15 protein-coding genes are annotated in these 16,349 nt (G+C 49.1%); 5 read left to right on the top strand and 10 right to left on the bottom strand.

From position 1 onward, the window contains the following. Window positions 1-170: 170 nt before the first annotated feature. The 4 genes from SIB66_RS03415 to SIB66_RS03400 all read right to left on the bottom strand — a co-directional run bounded on the left by SIB66_RS03415 (window position 171) and on the right by SIB66_RS03400 (window position 3,320). Window positions 171-668, bottom strand: a complete 498-nt coding sequence (locus SIB66_RS03415; protein ID WP_236070425.1) for a zf-TFIIB domain-containing protein — start codon at window positions 666-668, stop codon at window positions 171-173. Window positions 669-1,150: 482 nt separating this feature from the next. Next, entirely contained in the window at window positions 1,151-1,756 is a 606-nt protein-coding gene (locus tag SIB66_RS03410) for a ferric reductase-like transmembrane domain-containing protein (RefSeq protein ID WP_063407628.1), read from the bottom strand. A 105-nt stretch (window positions 1,757-1,861) separates the two neighbouring features. Continuing rightward, complete coding sequence (gene mraY / locus SIB66_RS03405; protein WP_063407627.1) at window positions 1,862-2,983, bottom strand: phospho-N-acetylmuramoyl-pentapeptide-transferase; 1,122 nt, start codon at window positions 2,981-2,983, stop codon at window positions 1,862-1,864. A gap of 61 nt (window positions 2,984-3,044) precedes the next feature. Next, a complete protein-coding gene (locus SIB66_RS03400; RefSeq protein WP_063407626.1) occupies window positions 3,045-3,320 on the bottom strand; it encodes a DUF3134 domain-containing protein in 276 nt (91 codons plus the stop codon). An 81-nt stretch (window positions 3,321-3,401) separates the two neighbouring features. Here SIB66_RS03400 and SIB66_RS03395 point away from each other — a divergent pair, with 81 nt between their 5' ends. Beyond that, the gene (locus SIB66_RS03395) at window positions 3,402-3,632 is read left to right on the top strand and encodes a hypothetical protein (protein ID WP_413681383.1); all 231 of its coding nucleotides are present in this window, start codon (window positions 3,402-3,404) and stop codon (window positions 3,630-3,632) included. Beyond that, entirely contained in the window at window positions 3,632-4,837 is a 1,206-nt protein-coding gene (locus SIB66_RS03390) for an argininosuccinate synthase (protein WP_063407624.1), read from the top strand. The genes SIB66_RS03395 and SIB66_RS03390 overlap by 1 nt, the downstream gene beginning before the upstream one ends. 15 nt (window positions 4,838-4,852) lie before the next feature. Here SIB66_RS03390 and SIB66_RS03385 read toward each other — a convergent pair whose 3' ends face one another. From SIB66_RS03385 to SIB66_RS03370, 4 genes are all read right to left on the bottom strand, one after another. Continuing rightward, window positions 4,853-5,308, bottom strand: coding sequence for a hypothetical protein (locus tag SIB66_RS03385; protein WP_063407623.1), 456 nt, complete (start codon window positions 5,306-5,308; stop codon window positions 4,853-4,855). Between the two features lie 44 nt (window positions 5,309-5,352). Then, window positions 5,353-5,736, bottom strand: a complete 384-nt coding sequence (gene rpsF / locus SIB66_RS03380) for a 30S ribosomal protein S6 (protein WP_063407622.1) — start codon at window positions 5,734-5,736, stop codon at window positions 5,353-5,355. Window positions 5,737-5,814: 78 nt separating this feature from the next. Continuing rightward, on the bottom strand, window positions 5,815-6,279 hold the full coding sequence (locus tag SIB66_RS03375; RefSeq protein WP_063407621.1) for a Tic20 family protein: 465 nt from the start codon (window positions 6,277-6,279) through the stop codon (window positions 5,815-5,817). 24 nt (window positions 6,280-6,303) lie between these two features. Then, window positions 6,304-7,215, bottom strand: coding sequence for a shikimate dehydrogenase (locus SIB66_RS03370; RefSeq protein ID WP_063407727.1), 912 nt, complete (start codon window positions 7,213-7,215; stop codon window positions 6,304-6,306). Between the two features lie 130 nt (window positions 7,216-7,345). On the opposite strand from SIB66_RS03370, the gene dnaK reads away from it, so the two are divergent. Beyond that, window positions 7,346-9,250 carry a molecular chaperone DnaK gene (gene dnaK, locus SIB66_RS03365; protein ID WP_063407620.1) on the top strand — a complete coding sequence of 635 codons (1,905 nt, stop codon included), beginning with the start codon at window positions 7,346-7,348 and terminating at the stop codon, window positions 9,248-9,250. A gap of 1,791 nt (window positions 9,251-11,041) precedes the next feature. On the opposite strand, the gene SIB66_RS03360 is transcribed toward dnaK, so the two are convergent. After that, window positions 11,042-12,160, bottom strand: coding sequence for an NAD(P)/FAD-dependent oxidoreductase (locus tag SIB66_RS03360; RefSeq protein WP_063407619.1), 1,119 nt, complete (start codon window positions 12,158-12,160; stop codon window positions 11,042-11,044). A 66-nt stretch (window positions 12,161-12,226) separates the two neighbouring features. On the opposite strand from SIB66_RS03360, the gene purU reads away from it, so the two are divergent. Beyond that, complete coding sequence (gene purU / locus SIB66_RS03355) at window positions 12,227-13,117, top strand: formyltetrahydrofolate deformylase (RefSeq protein WP_236070423.1); 891 nt, start codon at window positions 12,227-12,229, stop codon at window positions 13,115-13,117. Between the two features lie 14 nt (window positions 13,118-13,131). After that, complete coding sequence (locus SIB66_RS03350; protein ID WP_063407726.1) at window positions 13,132-14,445, top strand: O-antigen ligase family protein; 1,314 nt, start codon at window positions 13,132-13,134, stop codon at window positions 14,443-14,445. Here the strand turns inward: SIB66_RS03350 and SIB66_RS03345 are convergent. After that, window positions 14,384-15,982 carry a B12-binding domain-containing radical SAM protein gene (locus SIB66_RS03345; protein WP_063407618.1) on the bottom strand — a complete coding sequence of 533 codons (1,599 nt, stop codon included), beginning with the start codon at window positions 15,980-15,982 and terminating at the stop codon, window positions 14,384-14,386. The genes SIB66_RS03350 and SIB66_RS03345 overlap by 62 nt on opposite strands. Between the last annotated feature and the right edge of the window lie 367 nt (window positions 15,983-16,349).

Genomic DNA, 16,349 nt, shown 5'->3' with positions numbered 1-16,349 from the left:
GGCTTAGCTAGCATCATTAGTTTTGAGAAGTTCTCGTTTAGAGGTTTCTGCAAAGACATAGAGTTTATTGACCAGGTCATTAACGTGCTGATGGAAAGACCAAGGCTGGCTTTAAAGCATAATAATCATGTTAGTGCTGTAGTCATGGCTGACAAGCTTTATAACCTAGTTTAGTGGATGAATTTCAAAATATTGCCTATTCTTATTTGTTTGTTTTTATTAGTGTAGCGCTGCTCATTCTCCTTATCTATCTCACGCTGGAATAGTACATTGTATAGGTTTTCTGTAGCGATTTTCTTGTCTTCTTCAGAGGGATATAGGCCCCTTGCTTTATTTAATTCTCCACCATCTAGCCAGATTCCACCACAGTTTGCACATTCATCGACCACCACCTTTCTCTTGATGCTGAAGTAATGTCGCATGAGCTTAATATCAACACATTTGGGGCAATTCCTTCTTGTCTCTAAATCTACCTTGATATTTGAATTAATTTCAATGTCAAGAAGTTGGCCAGCCTCTTCGTGCGGCTCGTCGAATTTCTTTAACTCATAATTATCAAACCATATTCCACCGCAGCCTCCTTGGCATACATCAAGCTCTGTGCCGCAAATGCTAATATGTGTTGTTTTTCTCTCACATGCTGGGCATTGCATAGTGACTTTACTCACTTTATTTATATAAAACTATAGCCGACTTAAGCCTTGCGACCATAATGTTGCTAAAAGCGCTTGACAATGCTGCTGTCCCTATCACAGTAAGAGAAGTTGGCATGGACTAGTGAGCGATAGCAATCGCATAGTTGTTTCTATGCAAATGACTATTGAAAGTCACACTAAAATTTTGCTGAAAAATATCTTGCCAAATTTTGAATTCAGCATGAGCATTTTCGATAAAATCAGCCAGTAAATGCTAACTGTAATTGTTGCTAAAGCTTTGAAAGCCAAGACTTGAATATTGCTGTTTGTCTAGGCTGTGCGACTCTGCGCTAGCATTTTTTACAAATACATTACAATTGCCTTTGTTTTGCATTGATTTTGTGGGAACAAAAAGATGGCTTAAAGTCGTCTTTAGAGTGGCTTTAGAATCCTGGCATTCTCCATTTAAATATTTTGATGAACGGTATATTGATAAGACTTGGATTTTAGTGATTTCAGAGTGCTGCACCTTGAGCTGCCTTCGTGGGTCTGTGCTTGACAAGTCTCAGAGGAAGCAAGACCAATGTGTACACCAGGAAGGGGATGTAGAACTTTGGGTCTTCACGTGTGTGTTCAACGTAGGTGAGCAGAAAGACGGTCCAAAGCCAGTGGCTGCCAATCAAATGAAGTCTCTTCCAATTTTTCATGCCCATCCATTGCTGGGCTCGATCAGTGGAAGTTAAGGCCATCAGGAAAACAAACACATAACCAAGACCACCGAAAATCCACTGGCCCATTGATTGATCTTCGAGAAAAGGTTCTGGGAAGAGCAACGAGATCAACACAATCAGGCTGAGGTGAATGAAGTGTGAAGCTGCAAAGCTCAGTCCGATGTAGCGCCTGTTGCGAAGAGTCCAGGTCGTAAAAGGTGTTTTCCAGAGGGAATAGATACTCGAAGCGGTAAAGGCAATGGAGAAGAGAAGTAGAGAGCTTCTACCGGTGTAATCAATGCCTGCTTTGATCGTTTCGGCACTCCATCCGCTCAAAACGAAAAAGATGGTAAGCATCAGAAGGATCAGGCCAGCGACCAAAGTAGTGATCTTCAAGCCCTGTAGTTTCATGACCTTCGTTTCGGTATTGATATTCTGGAACTGATACGAGTTGCTTGCAAGAAGTGAGTTTAAAAGTGCATCTTTATTTCTTATAGAAGTAACTCATGCCAGCACTTATCCAGTGGGGCGTAATAGCAGACCAATCAGCACTAAGCCTCCAGTGCTCAACCAAAAGCTTCGCACCACCATTTGCTCGTCGGCACCTCCGATTTCATAGTGGTGGTGAAGCGGGGCCATGCGGAACACGCGTCGTCCAACTCCGTCAGGTCCTTTGGTGGCTTTGAAAACCCATACTTGAATAATCACAGAAAGGGATTCAGCCAAGAACACACCACCCATGATCAATAGCGGCCAGAGGCTGTTGGAGAGGATTGCGACTCCACTCAAGGCGGCCCCCATTGCTAGTGATCCTGTGTCGCCCATGAACACCTGGGCTGGGTTGCGGTTGTGCATCAGGAAACCGAGCCAGGCCCCTGCCATTGCCATGCAGAAGCCTGCCAGTACAGGACTGCCATCATTACCTCTGAGCATCAGTTGCACGGCTAGTCCAGTGAAGACAAGCGCCCCGCAGCCACTGGCTAGCCCATCGAGTCCGTCGGTGAGATTGGTGGCGTTGCTTTCCGCTAGGAACACGAAAAGTGCTAGTGGCCAGATCATGAATCCCATCTGGATGGACATGCCAAAGGGCAGGGCGATGCTGGAGTCGATCCAGTGTTGCCAGCCCGCCCAAGCGAGAAAGATCAGGCCGGCTGCGGTTTGAAGTAGAAGTTTTCCGCGAGGGGTAAGACCAGTGTTGGTTCCGCGCGTGAGACTGCGCCAGTCGTCGAAGCCACCGATCACCATGTAAGCCAGGGTGATGCATGACAGAGCTAGTAGTTGCTTGCTGCTTTCGCCATTCACACTGACCAAACTTCCGATGATGAGCCCCACTGGCACGACTAGCAGCCCACCCATGGTTGGTGTGCCAGATTTGCGCTGATGAGTCTGTGGTCCGTCTTCTCGAATCACTTGCCCCATTTTTAGGGTCCTTAACTTTGGGATGCCCCAGCTTGCGATCAGCACTGAAATCAGTGTTGAAATCATCAACGGCAAGCTGAGCAGACTGTTGGCTATGAAGCGGTCCGATGTGAAGCTTGCAGCAAAGATAATGATGCCGAGCAAGCTTGCGGACGTTGTCCCTTTAGTCCACCACCTTTGCGTATCCGTATCAGCTAATGACTTCGGAGAGTTGCTCACGTCAGGGCTTGATTGGCGGTGCGTAATGAAGTGAGCAGGCTTCTTCGGTTTGAGAAAATTGCTATTCTTCCCAGTTTTCTTCTGTTTGCTCGTCGTCGGCTTTGTAATCTTCTTTCTCTCCCATCAAGGCCGAAAGCTCCTCTTCCTCTACTGTGCTGACCTCTGGTGAGGTGGATTCTTCATCGGCGACTAGCCTTCCACTTGCTTCGAGCCAACTCAGCAGATCTGGTTCTTCGCGTAGGGGCAAAACGGGGGCAGCTTCTGTTCTTCTATAGCGCGTAAGAGCAGGGTTGATGCCGTCGAGTGCGCTCAGGTTGATCGTATCGAGGGCGCTCATTTGTGAGGACATAGACCAATCAGCCAACATAGTTCATTGACTTCCTTTGATCAGGTGTTTTTTTCTTCCAAGCTGATCTTGATGGTTCTTGCCTGGGGCTTGGCCTTACTACTCAGCCTTGGCTTGCGGTTTTGGGGTCTGTTGCATCCTGAGCCTTTTGTAATTCGGCCCCTCCTGGTGGCGTTGTTGCTCTTTGCTCCTGCGGTTGGCCTCTGTATTTGGGTTATGCGGGTGGGATTTTCTACGGCTGATTCCGGGTCTTTGGTCAACGGGAAGGGAGAATCTTTGAATTGTGATTCGGAGTCCAGTTGATGGGGCGTGCGAAGAAGGTGGTGCTTGCTTATTCCGGTGGTGTTGACACAAGCGTTTGCATCCCATACCTCAAGCATGAATGGGGGGTAGAGGAGGTGATCACCTTTGCTGCCGATTTAGGTCAGGGCGATGAGCTGGATCCCATCCGCCTTAAGGCTCTTGATGCTGGTGCTAGTCAGTCTCTGGTGGGAGATTTGATAGAGCCTTTTGTAGAACAGTTTGCTTTGCCGGCGATTCGTGCCAATGCTCTTTACGAAGGTCGTTATCCACTGTCTACGGCTTTAGCTCGCCCCCTGATTGCTCGTCGGTTGGTAGAGGTTGCCAGGGAGGTCGGGGCTGATGCGGTGGCTCATGGCTGTACGGGTAAAGGCAACGATCAGGTGCGTTTTGATTTAGCCATTGCAGCACTAGCACCTGATCTCAAGGTGCTAACTCCCGCTCGGGAATGGAGCATGAGCAGAGAGGAGGCGATCGCCTATGGCGAACGCTGTGGGATCCCTGCCCCCGTGAGTAAGAAATCGCCTTATTCGATTGATCTGAATCTGTTGGGTCGGAGTATTGAAGCGGGTCCTCTTGAAGATCTGATGGTGGCTCCGCCCGAGGAGGTCTTTGCCATGACCTCCTCGATTGACGCTGCACCCTCTCAGGCTCAGGACATTGAGATCAGTTTTGAAGCTGGTAATCCTGTGGCTATTGATGGGGTGCGACTTGATTCGGTGGGTTTGATCAAGGAGGCGAATCGTCTTGCTGGACGGCATGGTTTTGGTCGCCTTGACATCATTGAGAATCGGGTGGTTGGTATCAAGAGTCGGGAGATTTATGAAACTCCAGGGTTACTTTTATTGATTCGTGCTCATCAGGAATTGGAGAGTTTGACACTTGCTGCGGATGTGTTGCGCATTAAGCGTCAATTGGAGATGCAATGGGCTGAGCTGGTCTATCAGGGTCTTTGGTTTTCCCCTTTGAAGGATGCTCTGGATGGATTCATGGATCGCACTCAGATTTATGTGAATGGCTTGGTGCGGATTCGTCTCCATAAAGGCAATGCCATGGTGATTGGTCGGAGCTCTGACACCAACAGCTTGTATATATCTGAGATGGCTACCTATGGCAGCGAGGACAACTTTGACCACAGGGCTGCTGAAGGATTTATCTACATCTGGGGACTTCCAAGTCGCCTTTGGGCAGCAGCTCGGCGAGTCTAAGTTGTGATCTTTTGATTAGTTTTCTTGTTGAGATTGTCCTCTGCCGCCAAGCCATCTTGAGCGAAGCAGGGAAGGTACTCTTAATGGGTGAGGCTCCTCAAGCATGATTGACTCAGTGTGAATAGCAGAGTTTTGAGTATGCGTGATTAGGCGATAGCGCTCTAGTAGGGGGATGAGTCGTTGTTGAAATTTTCGTTCGAAAATGTCAGGGAGTTCTTTTAGGAGTGCTTCGTATTCCTGGACTTGCTCCTTAAGGTCTTTGATTTGACTTTTAAGTAGATCTTGTTTGTCATAAGGATTTTCTTTGCGGTTAGATCTGATCTCAGCCTTGGTTAGCAGCAATTTGCCTGTGGATTTCCGCCATTTTTGGATGGCATCACGTCTGGTTATTGTTTTATTTTCTTGTTGTGTTTCCTGTTTCTTCCAAATTGGAAGAGGGGCCTGATGATGGTCCTGATGGGCAGCGCGCATGGCAGAAAGCTAACGCTAAGCAGCTTTTTCAACAATGGTGTTGATCAGGCTTCTACGGCTGCGGCTTCCTGCTGTTGTACTGGCTCAGGCTCACTCCCGGGGATCCCGGGGACGATTCTGGGAGCGGGTAGAGGACCTTCCTGCTTCACAGTGAGGTAGCGAATCACGTCTTCACTGAGACGCATGGCTTTTTCCAGCACGGCCACTTGTTGTCCATTGCCGTTGTGGCTTAGCTGCACATAGATGCCTTCCTTGTGATTTGAGATTGGATAGGCCAGGCGACGCTTGCCACGCATTTGATTGTCGAGGACCTCTGCCCCAGCTTCAGTCACCATCTCGCGGTACTTGGCGACATGTGTTTCTACTTCCTCTTCCGGGATGTCCGGCCGGAGGATGTACATGGTTTCGTAATAAGGTTGTTGACTCATCAGGTGTTCCGACAGGGACTTAAAGGCTCACGGTAGTGAGCGACGGAGCGACCAGCCTATCTCTTTGTGGTCAGTGTTTTAGGAGAGCTGCATGCGAACGGCTTGGCTGATACCTGGCAGGTCTGGTTCACGTCCTCTTAGGCATTCGATAAGGGCGAAAATCACGATGGCAAGCATTGCTACCAGCACAGTGCTGGTTAGCGTGCGCAGCATGAAAGCACCACTAAGAGGTTGTAGAAGGATTTGGATGGCATAGCCCAGCAGTACGACAACAATGTCTACTAGTAGTGCTTGCAGTGTGTTGAAGCGAAGAAAATAGGGAACTTTAGGGTTCCTTACAACTGCAAGAAAGAGCAAGAAAAATATTAGAAGACTTCCGAATGGGATCCCTTGTTCCAGGATCATGAAGGGCAGGGCTGGAAGTGCAAGCAATTCAAGCAATGGAAATTGCACAAATAAACTTCGCCCAAATGGAATGGTGTCGCTCCAAGGGAGCATGTAAATCAGCACTCCCAGCAACCGTTGCCAGATAGGGATCAGCATGGGGGTCAGATCACTGTTATGACGCTAAACCTTGAGCCAGCCCAGAGCAGCTTTTCTCATCTCTTCGACAGGAACGTGCTTGTTGCCGCTCCAGAGCCTTAGAGAGGCAGCGCCTTGTTGAACAAGCATTTCGAGGCCATCTATGCAATTGCAGCCATGTTCAGTTCCTAAGGTCAGCCAGGCGGTTGGTTTTGGTGTGTAAATCAGGTCATAGAGAGTTGTCTTTGGGCTTAGGTTTTGCCAAATCTTCTTCCCTAGGGGCATTGGCGCTCTAGGAGTTGATGTTTCCGAACGGTTTTGGGACATGCCTACTGGTGTGGTGTTGACCACCAGATCGGCTTTGGTTAGCTGTTCAACCAGAGCAGGTTCCTGTTGGAGAATTCCTTGCAAGAGCACTTGGCAATCAGATTCGGAGCTGGCTGGGTTGGGCTGGAGATCATCGAGAAATCTCTTCAGCGCATCAGATCGGCGGCCAACCACCATGATTTGAGCCAATTTTAAATCTTGCAGACCTGCAACGACTGCTCGGGCGCTACCACCGCAACCGAGCACGACTGCACGACGCCCATGCCACTCGCACTTGCTTTCTTGAAGGGGTGCAATAAAACCGGCCACGTCTGTGTTGGTGCCTGTCCAGCCGCCGTCGGCATGAGGGATCAGAGTGTTGACGGCTTTAAGTCGTTTTGCTAATGGGCTGAGCTCTCGACAGGTTTTGGCCACGTCTTGTTTGTGGGGGATGGTGATGTTCAGGCCAAGGCAGTTGATCGAACGCAGAGCGCAGAGCACATTGGCCAGATCGTTGGTTTCGCAGGGCATGGCCATGTAGCACCAGTCGAGATTCATTGCAGTGAGGGCTGCGTTTTGCATCACCGGTGAGAGGGAATGGTGCACTGGTTGGCCGAGCAGGCCTATTAGGGAGGTTGTGCCGCTAATCATTCCCATTGCTTGATCGGTTCTATGCCCAGCCTGCCGGGCGAGCTGTTCGGGAACCACACCTCGCCTCTAAGTGGCCTCACTGCCGAGGATGCACCTGTTCAAGACAGAGATCTTTAGGAGGTCGGCACGAATGGGAAAGGTTGTTGGCATTGATCTTGGAACCACGAACAGTTGTGTCGCCGTAATGGAGGGTGGCAAGCCCGTCGTGATTGCTAACGCTGAAGGGTTTAGAACAACTCCCTCCGTGGTCGCTTATACCAAAAATCAGGATCAGTTGGTTGGCCAGATTGCCAAGCGCCAAGCGGTGATGAACACTGATAACACCTTTTATTCAGCGAAGCGCTTCGTTGGTCGTCGGGTTGATGAGGTAAACGAAGAGTCGAAGGAAGTGAGTTATGAGGTTGAGAAGTCTGGCTCTAATGTGAGGTTGAAGTGCCCGGTTCTCGATAAGCAGTTTTCTCCTGAGGAAGTGAGTGCTCAGGTGTTGCGCAAGTTAGCTGAGGACGCTGGTAAGTATCTCGGTGAGAACGTAACCCAGGCCGTGATCACAGTGCCTGCGTATTTTAATGACTCACAGAGACAGGCCACCAAAGACGCCGGCAAGATAGCTGGCTTAGAGGTGCTACGCATCATTAACGAGCCAACCGCGGCTGCGTTGGCGTATGGCCTCGATAAGAAGAGCAATGAGCGCATTCTGGTGTTTGACCTGGGTGGTGGAACCTTTGATGTTTCTGTGCTCGAGGTAGGTGATGGTGTTTTTGAGGTTCTATCTACCTCTGGTGACACTCATCTAGGCGGAGATGATTTCGATAAAGTGATTGTTGATCATCTGGCTGCAACTTTTAAGGCCAATGAAGGTATTGATCTGCGGCAGGATAAGCAGGCTCTTCAGCGCCTAACTGAGGCGGCAGAGAAAGCCAAGATCGAGCTTTCCAGTGCTACGCAAAGTGAGATCAACCTGCCATTTATTACTGCTACCTCTGAGGGGCCTAAGCATCTCGATCTAACCCTGACACGTGCCAAATTTGAGGAATTGGCTTCAAAACTGATTGATCGTTGTCGCGTACCTGTGGAGCAGGCTCTTAAGGACGCCAAACTCTCTTCTGGTGAACTTGACGAAATAGTGATGGTGGGCGGCTCCAGCCGCATGCCTGCAGTTCAGGAACTTGTGAAGAGGGTTACGGGTAAAGATCCCAATCAGACTGTCAATCCTGATGAGGTTGTTGCTGTAGGCGCTGCCATACAGGGCGGGGTATTGGCTGGTGAAGTTAAGGACATCTTGCTGCTTGATGTCACTCCTCTCTCCTTGGGTGTGGAGACTCTTGGTGGTGTGATGACCAAGATGATTACGCGTAATACGACTGTTCCTACTAAGAAGTCGGAAACCTATTCCACAGCGGTTGATGGACAAACCAATGTGGAGATTCACGTGCTTCAGGGTGAACGTGAGATGGCCTCTGATAATAAGAGCTTGGGAACATTCCGTCTTGATGGAATTCCTCCTGCCCCTCGTGGTGTTCCTCAGATTGAGGTGACCTTTGATATCGATGCTAACGGTATTCTTAGTGTTAATGCCAAGGATAAGGGTAGCGGTAAGGAGCAAAGCATTTCGATTACTGGTGCTTCAACCCTCTCTGAAAATGAGGTTGAGAAGATGGTTAAGGATGCTGAGACCAATGCCTCAGCTGATAAAGAAAAGCGTGAGCGCATTGACATTAAGAACCAGGCTGAGACTCTTGTTTATCAGGCGGAAAAGCAGCTCGGAGAGTTGGCTGACAAGGTTGATGCTGATTCAAAGGCAAAGGTGGAAGATAAGCGCGTCAAGCTTAAGGCTGCCATTGAGAAAGATGACTTTGATGCGATGAAGTCGCTATTGGAGGAACTGCAGCAGGAGCTTTATACCTTGGGTGCTTCTGTTTATCAGCAGGCGGGTGCTGCCGCCGCAGAATCCGGCGCTGATGCTGGCGCGGCTGGTGGTGGTGATCCCAGTAGTGGTGATGATGTGATCGACGCAGAATTTACTGAGTCGAAGTGATGGGATGGTTTGTTTGTTGATGTCATCAAGACTGATTTGAATACTTCCCTATAGTTATCAAGAAGCTTGAAGCTCTTCTTCCTGATATTTCCTTTTCTGTGCTGTACGATGAGCAGTTGCTCCTAATAGCTTTTATTCTTTAATTAGTTAAGCATGTATCAAGAAACAAAGGATTTCTTGGATTTTTTTGATCACATATTTTGCTCTTCTGAAATTGACCCGAATGCGTGGAAGTCTTACTTAAAGGCACTGCCCTCCTTTTATAATGGCAAAATCTCGGTTAGGTTTTTTCTTGAATGGCACTGGTAAATAGATGTTAATGATGAATGGGCTGGTATGAGAAAGTATTATTCTGAAGAGACTCAATGCCTAATATTTGTAAAATAGGTCGATTTGATTGAGGGCCTTGTTAACGCACTATATGGATTAAATAATAAATTTAGAGAGCTATTTTGCTTTCATGCAAGAGTTGATCTGATCTATGCGCAAACAGCTTGTTGGAGGTTGGAGGTGTGCTGCCCACTGACCTTTTATTTGATTGACTTAATATGTCTAACTGTATTAATAGTGAGACACCCGATTATTTTGACGTAAACGATGGATATGTATACTCTGACAAATACATACCTGATGCCAGGAAGAGGATAATTCTATGAAATGCTGAGGATGTTTCTACTCATGTGCCGCTAGATTTGATTGATTTAATCTTTTTTGCTGCTTGTTCTTTAGCATATCAATGATTGCCTGGTAGTACTCGAATCTTGTGACCAGTGCTTGAAGAGTGGAGTAACTCATTACTCTTATTTTGCACCTATCTACTCATATTTTTTGCAAGGTGACCATGCTTGATCCCGTAGGATTTTAAATTCCCTTAAAACCTTTGGGATTTCATCTTTTGTCTCATAACGATCAATAAAGAAAGCTTATTGATCTAGGAATTAATGATGCAAAGGAGGCTCAGGTCTTTTTGGTAAATATTAACCTTAATCGAATTCCGAATCGTTTGATGTGCGAGGATTATCAGAGAATCTTAAATGAGTCATCATTTTATGTTTGGCATTAGATCGTGAGGAGGCTGTGAATCTTTCAAAGTATTATGAGAATATAGTTGCAGAAATTAGAAACTTCAACTCTAGTATTTGCAACCTCATCACGATTGGATTTAGGGTTTATTCGTTAAATAATGAGTTGTTATCGATGTAGGTAGCAATGTCTTGAAAATTAGGATGAGATTAAATTGCTTATGTTTTTCGCTTATCGCTTAGAGTGTTTTTGCTCTGTAAATCTTAATGCTCTGAGTCAAAGGCTGCTTAGGAAGGCCTGTTGTATGGCAACTTCTAATGAACTTTTTAACGTGTTAATGTTGCATCCACTTTCTATAGGCAGTGATCTGTGTTATAGCTTGCAGGATAGAAAATCCTATTCGCTAAAAGTTTATGGAAACCCTTGGAACCATTTTCGCTTGTTTGCTGGCAGTAGTTCCTGTTGGCCTGTTGTTACATTTTTATGCCAGGCACCGAGACAAAGAGATAACTCTGAACTAACCCTGCTTGCTTTATTTCTTCAACATCATGGAGTCGCACCATCTATAGAAGCAGCATCTTCTTACGCATTGAGTACGTCTAAATAGCGTTTGAGGGGCTTGATCAATTTAGATGGGCACTGGCTTTTCGAGGAATTAAGGCAATCCAAGTGTGCGTCCACCGGCTCATCGAGATTTCTTTGATGCAGCAAACTGGTGAACTTCGTATGCCTTGCTGTTGGATGATTGAAAATTGATCAAGAGTCAAGTCAAGATCTTGTCTTGTTAGCGAGTTGCTCTTTTACCCATGCAGCGCTGGCTGGGGCCAGCAAGACGCCATTTCGGTAATGGCCCGTAGCCACGATTAGCCCGGGCTCTAGTTTTTCTAAAAGAGGTGCTGGACGTTCGACAGGTCGAGCGCGCAATCCATGCCATTGGTTTTTCACAGTCGCGCTCTCTAACCAATCCGGGGCATCTCCTGCGAGGTGTTGCATGGCCTTGAGGTGGCTAGACATTGGTTGAACTCCTGGCTCGAGAGTGGCACCTATCCAGATCTGATTGGTTCCGTGGGGGATCAGGTTGATGCCATGGCTCACGAGTACTGCAGGCCAGCCGCTCCAATTGTGCTGATCTGAGATCAGCTCTAGATCCAGCACTTGTCCAAGCACTGGGGCCATTGGGAGACTGTGGCCTATAGATTCCAGCAGGGCTTTGCTGCCCAGTGCTGCACAGATCACGACAGCGTCTTGGTTCAAATTTGTTCCTCCCGCAAGTTGAAGGCGCCACTGTTTGTCTTCGACAGATGAATTTCGTTCCAGCGAGACGACTGGCTCTTGGATTTGTTGTACGCCTTGGTCTTGTAGGGCGGCCCGTAGGCATTTTTGTAGGGCGATCGGGTCTAGATAACCGTCTTGATGAGAGATCAGACCCCCATGTTGTGTGTTTGGCCATGATCGGCCCATGCAGGGATTCGAGTTTGGTGAGATCGGCTCAAGGCCGAGATGTTGCCGTTGTTCTGTGAGTTGCTTCATCAGGGTGGCTTCTGCTTCGCTACTCGCAAGTTGAATCAGAGGGGTGTTGAGCTTGAGCGGATGCTCTTGACTGCTCAGCTCTGCAACCCACTCTGGCCAGAGGGTCATGCTGTGTTGTCGAAGTCGCCAGGCTCGTCCACTGCTGCGCCTGAAAACATGCCCCATAAGTACCCCTAGTGAAGCAGTTGTTCCCGGGAGGGTCCCTGATCTGTTGATCGGTCGACCCAGTTTTGGATCAATCAGCATCACTTGGTGGCCATGCTTGGCTAAAAACCAAGCGGTGCTAGCGCCAACAACACCAGCGCCAATGATTGCAACGGTGGAAGCAGTCATTCTTGATATTGACGCGCGATGCATCTCACTTTGAGGTGTTCTTGGTGCGGACGTTCGTCAAGAGAGAATGAGTTTTTGCAATCAGGTTGAGTGAGCTGCCCTCTTGGTGCTGTATCGAATCCTTATGGTTGCAAGCTTCGTGTGATCCTGCAGCTCATCTGTCCAGATCGGCCTGCTTTGGTGAGTGAGTTGTCGGGATGGGTGGCTGTTAATGGAGGCAATATTCTTCATGCTGATCACCATACGGATGTTGGGGCTGGACTGTTTCTGAGCAGGATCGAATTTGGGATTGAGGGCTTCGGATTGCCTCGAGAGGCGATAGCACCAGCTGTGAATGCCCTTGCAGATCGCCTCGGGGGTCAGGCGCAATTGCATTTTTCGGATGAGATCCCTCGGGTGGCGATCTTCGCCAGCAAGCAGAGTCACTGTCTGTTGGATCTGCTTTGGCGCACTCGCAGTGGGGAGTTGTCGATGCAGGTGCCGCTTGTGATTGCAAACCACTCTCAATTGGAGCCTTTATGCAGGGAGTTTGGTGTTTGTTTTGAGTGTGTTCCTATGACGCCTGCCAGCAAGCCTGAGGCGGAGCAAACCATGTTGGATTTGTTGGCTGAGCATCGGATTGAGCTGGTTGTGTTGGCCAAGTACATGCAGGTGCTTAGTGGTGCTTTTCTAGAGCGTTTTCCTACCGTGATTAATATTCACCATTCCTTCCTGCCGGCTTTTAAGGGGGCACAGCCCTATCACAGGGCCTGGGATCGTGGTGTGAAAGTGATTGGTGCCACCGCCCATTACGTCACTGAGGATCTGGATGACGGGCCGATTATTGAGCAGACCATCGAGCATGTAAACCATCGTGATGAGGTGGAGGATTTGATCCGTAAAGGACGTGATATGGAACGTCTCGCTTTGGCAAGGGCCTTGAGATTGCATCTTTGTCGTCAGGTGATGGTCTATCGCGGTAGAACCGCTGTTTTTGCATGACGGTGTTGGCTTGGATGGCTCGATGTCGCCCTGCTGCTGCGACCTCCATTGGTTGGCTTGTTTTCCAGTGGGGGCTTTTTTTGTTGCCGTCTAGTGCATTGTTGGCAGGCATGTTGCTGCTTACGGCCCTTGTGCTTGGTAGTTGTCAGCGACAGCAACCGTTTTGGCGCGATCCCTGGAATTGGCCTTTGCTGATTGCCGCACTGTTGATGGTGGTTGGTTGTGTTCAGGCCTATTCGGGTGGACGTGCTTGGGTTGGCCTGGGGAATTGGCTGCCTTTCTTTTGGGCTTTTTGGGGTTTTCAGCCTTATTTAGTTAGTGATGAAGCCCGTCGACGTTGTGCCCTTTGGCTTGTCGCTGGCACTGTGCCTGTGGTGATTACCGGTCTCGGGCAGCTCTGGTGGGGATGGCAGGGACCATGGCAATTGTTCGGTGGCTTAATCGTCTGGTTCATGGCGCCCGGTGGGGAGCCTACTGGCCGTTTATCTGGTTTGTTTGATTACGCAAATATTGCTGGAGCCTGGTTGGCCTTGGTTTGGCCATTTTGTTTAGCAGCTCTGCTTCAGCCTGCCCTAAGTCGTTTTCAACGCAGTGTGGCTTTGGGGGTAGCTATTGCTGTTGTGGCGGCATTGGTTCTTACCGACTCACGTAATGCTTGGGGAGGGTTGATGTTGGCGATTCCTTTCGTTTTTGGGCCCGCGAGGTGGCCCTGGTTGTTGCCGTTGATGGTGTTAGCGCTGTTACCAGTGACCCTTGCAGCATTACCAGGTAGTCCTTCAGGTTTGCAGCAGTGGGCACGCAGGTTTGTGCCTGAGGGTATTTGGGCGCGTCTTAATGACATGCGCTATATCCAGGATCGTGAGTTGATGTCAACTCGCATGAGCCAGTGGGGAGTGGCGCTAAAGCTCATTGAGACTCGTCCCTGGTTGGGTTGGGGGGCGGCTGCCTTTTCAGTGCTCTATCCGTTGCGGACTGGTCAGTGGCATGGCCATGCCCATAACCTTCCTCTTGAACTTGCTGTGAGCCACGGGATACCCGTTGCTCTGCTAGTGGTGGGGACTGTTTTAGCCCTCTTGATCACAGTCTTGCGTCGCGGTGTATTGACTGGTGGAGTATTGATAATTAGGGGTTTGAGTAGCACGGTCTTTGATCGTGCCTGGTGGACGGCAAGTTTGATCCTGGTTGTGATGCACGCTACTGATATGCCTTTTTTTGATAGTCGGCTCAATATTGCTGGTTGGATTCTTTTGGCTGGATTGCGTTGCATCATTCTTCCCCAGCAGGCACTCCAACATGCTCGTTTAGGGCTTGATGATGATGTTGGATGAGTTGTTTTTGGTTGAGGGGCCCTTCTAGATGGGTCCAGGGCAGTGTTCGTGATGGCTGCCATGATTCATGCACCACTTCGTCCCAGGCGGGTGGGCGGGGCAGTGGTATGGCTTGTTCAGTTGTTGCACTGAGATCCCCTTCGCGTGCTGCTCTGTAGGCCTTTTTCCAGCTGCCCAGTTTGTTGTGTGAGCCCCGGACAGATGCAATCACCGGGGCGAGGCGTCGGTCACTGCGTGACAGCAGAGCCTGGATCGTGCTCCATCCGAAGCTTTCTGGTCGCACCTCAATGCCTTTTGGTTTCAGTTGTTTTGCTAGTTGTTTTAGTCGTTTCTCCGCTTTACGGTTGATCCCGTGCCATTGAAAGGGAGTATGAGCCTTAGGGACAAAGGTGCTGACTCCCAGAGTGAGGCGTAAGCCTGGCGTTGTTTTTTTGAGGTTGATTAACAGATTGCTCGTGTCGTCTATATCGGAGTCTTCTTCGGTAGGAAGTCCAACCATGCCGTAGAGCTTCAGACCACTGAGGCCGCCTTCAAACGCATATTTGGCAGCCGCAAAAATTTCTTCTTGAGCAAGCTTTTTATTGATCATTGCGCGAATGCGCTCGCTGCCGCTTTCGATGGCAATTGTGAGTGATTTACTGCCGCGGCGGTTCAGGATCCTGGTCAATTCTGAGTTCACTGTGGCTGCCCGTACGGAGCTAACGCTGAGGCGGATGTCGTTGAAGCGATCTTTGTCTAACCATTGCAGTAGCTCACCAAATTGAGGGTGTTGGGTAACAGAGGCGCCTAGTAGTCCAAGTCTCTTAGTGGCTGTGAGTCCTTTCTCAATGGCAGGGATGAGTCCATCGTCTAAGGATGGACTGCGGAAGGGCAGTGTGAGATAGCTGGCAAGACAGAATCGGCAAAGTTCTGGGCAGCTGCGCACCACCTCAACCATATGGATGTTTGGCCAGGCAGCATCTGGCGTGATCACTGTGGAATGAGTGAGGGTGTTGCCGCGCCAGGTTTGCTTCGCGATTGAGGGGGGTAAGTCGGATTCGACGGGCTTTACTGTCAGCAGGGTGTCGTCAGCGTCGTAGATGGGTTCATAGAACCTTGGTACATAGACACCTGGAATCTTTGCCAGAGCTCGCAGGCGATCAGTTCGTGGCAACTGTTTCACTTGTTGGAGCGTATCGATGAAGGCTGGCAAAAGTTCTTCCCCGTCTCCCAACAACACCACATCGAAAAATGGAGCTAGGGGTTCGGGGTTAGCTGTGAGTACAGGACCACCACCAAAAACAATTGGGTTGTTTTCTCCGCGTTGATGACTCCATAGCGGGATGCGTTGTTGCTCAAGTAGATCAAGTAATACCGGACCATCCAGTTCCCAGCTCAGGGAGAGTCCGAACAGGTCGCATGTGCGATGGGGGATGTCCCCTTGATCGGTAAATAACCGCCTTACATCGATGTCTTCACGTTTAGCGAGGGTGGCCCAGATAACTTGATATCCCAGGCTGGTAATCCCAATGCTGTATGTGCTCGGGAACGCCAGCACGGCTTGGAGCGCTCCAGGTTCGGGAACGGCGGGTGTGAATAGGAGGGTTTCCTTGTTCAGGAGGTCAACCTTGGCAACATGAGTTCATCCTGAAGAGGTTATTGGCATCGGGCGCGAAATCATCTGATGTACGTCAATAAATCAATGGTTAAGGAATCAGCCCTTCGTCATTGGGTTGATTGACCTTGCTTGATTATATGTTTTGACCTGCCAGCTGTCTTTAGCAAATTCCTTGCTTCACTTTATATTGATGGAGTAACAATTTAGATGACTGCCTGCCTCTTAGGGATCTAGATAATTGCGATATTTAATGGCAGCATTGGCTGGCCTGCTGAGCTCAGGAGCGGATATTTACGAGTCTTATTGT

This window comes from Prochlorococcus sp. MIT 1318 (assembly GCF_047304505.1).
GTDB lineage: Bacteria > Cyanobacteriota > Cyanobacteriia > PCC-6307 > Cyanobiaceae > Prochlorococcus > Prochlorococcus marinus_D.
The sequence above is the reverse complement of the archived record's forward strand: the minus strand, read 5'-3'. Positions and strand labels throughout refer to the sequence as shown.

Coding starts and splice junctions, on each gene's coding strand:
- SIB66_RS03410 (WP_063407628.1), bottom strand. CDS start 1,756: ATGAAACTACAGGGCTTGAAGATCACTACTTTGGTCGCTGGCCTGATC.
- SIB66_RS03400 (WP_063407626.1), bottom strand. CDS start 3,320: ATGAGCGCCCTCGATACGATCAACCTGAGCGCACTCGACGGCATCAAC.
- SIB66_RS03395 (WP_413681383.1), top strand. CDS start 3,402: ATGGTTCTTGCCTGGGGCTTGGCCTTACTACTCAGCCTTGGCTTGCGG.
- SIB66_RS03390 (WP_063407624.1), top strand. CDS start 3,632: ATGGGGCGTGCGAAGAAGGTGGTGCTTGCTTATTCCGGTGGTGTTGAC.
- SIB66_RS03385 (WP_063407623.1), bottom strand. CDS start 5,308: ATGCGCGCTGCCCATCAGGACCATCATCAGGCCCCTCTTCCAATTTGG.
- rpsF (WP_063407622.1), bottom strand. CDS start 5,736: ATGAGTCAACAACCTTATTACGAAACCATGTACATCCTCCGGCCGGAC.
- SIB66_RS03375 (WP_063407621.1), bottom strand. CDS start 6,279: ATGCTGATCCCTATCTGGCAACGGTTGCTGGGAGTGCTGATTTACATG.
- SIB66_RS03370 (WP_063407727.1), bottom strand. CDS start 7,215: ATGATTAGCGGCACAACCTCCCTAATAGGCCTGCTCGGCCAACCAGTG.
- dnaK (WP_063407620.1), top strand. CDS start 7,346: ATGGGAAAGGTTGTTGGCATTGATCTTGGAACCACGAACAGTTGTGTC.
- SIB66_RS03360 (WP_063407619.1), bottom strand. CDS start 12,160: ATGCATCGCGCGTCAATATCAAGAATGACTGCTTCCACCGTTGCAATC.
- SIB66_RS03350 (WP_063407726.1), top strand. CDS start 13,132: ATGGCTCGATGTCGCCCTGCTGCTGCGACCTCCATTGGTTGGCTTGTT.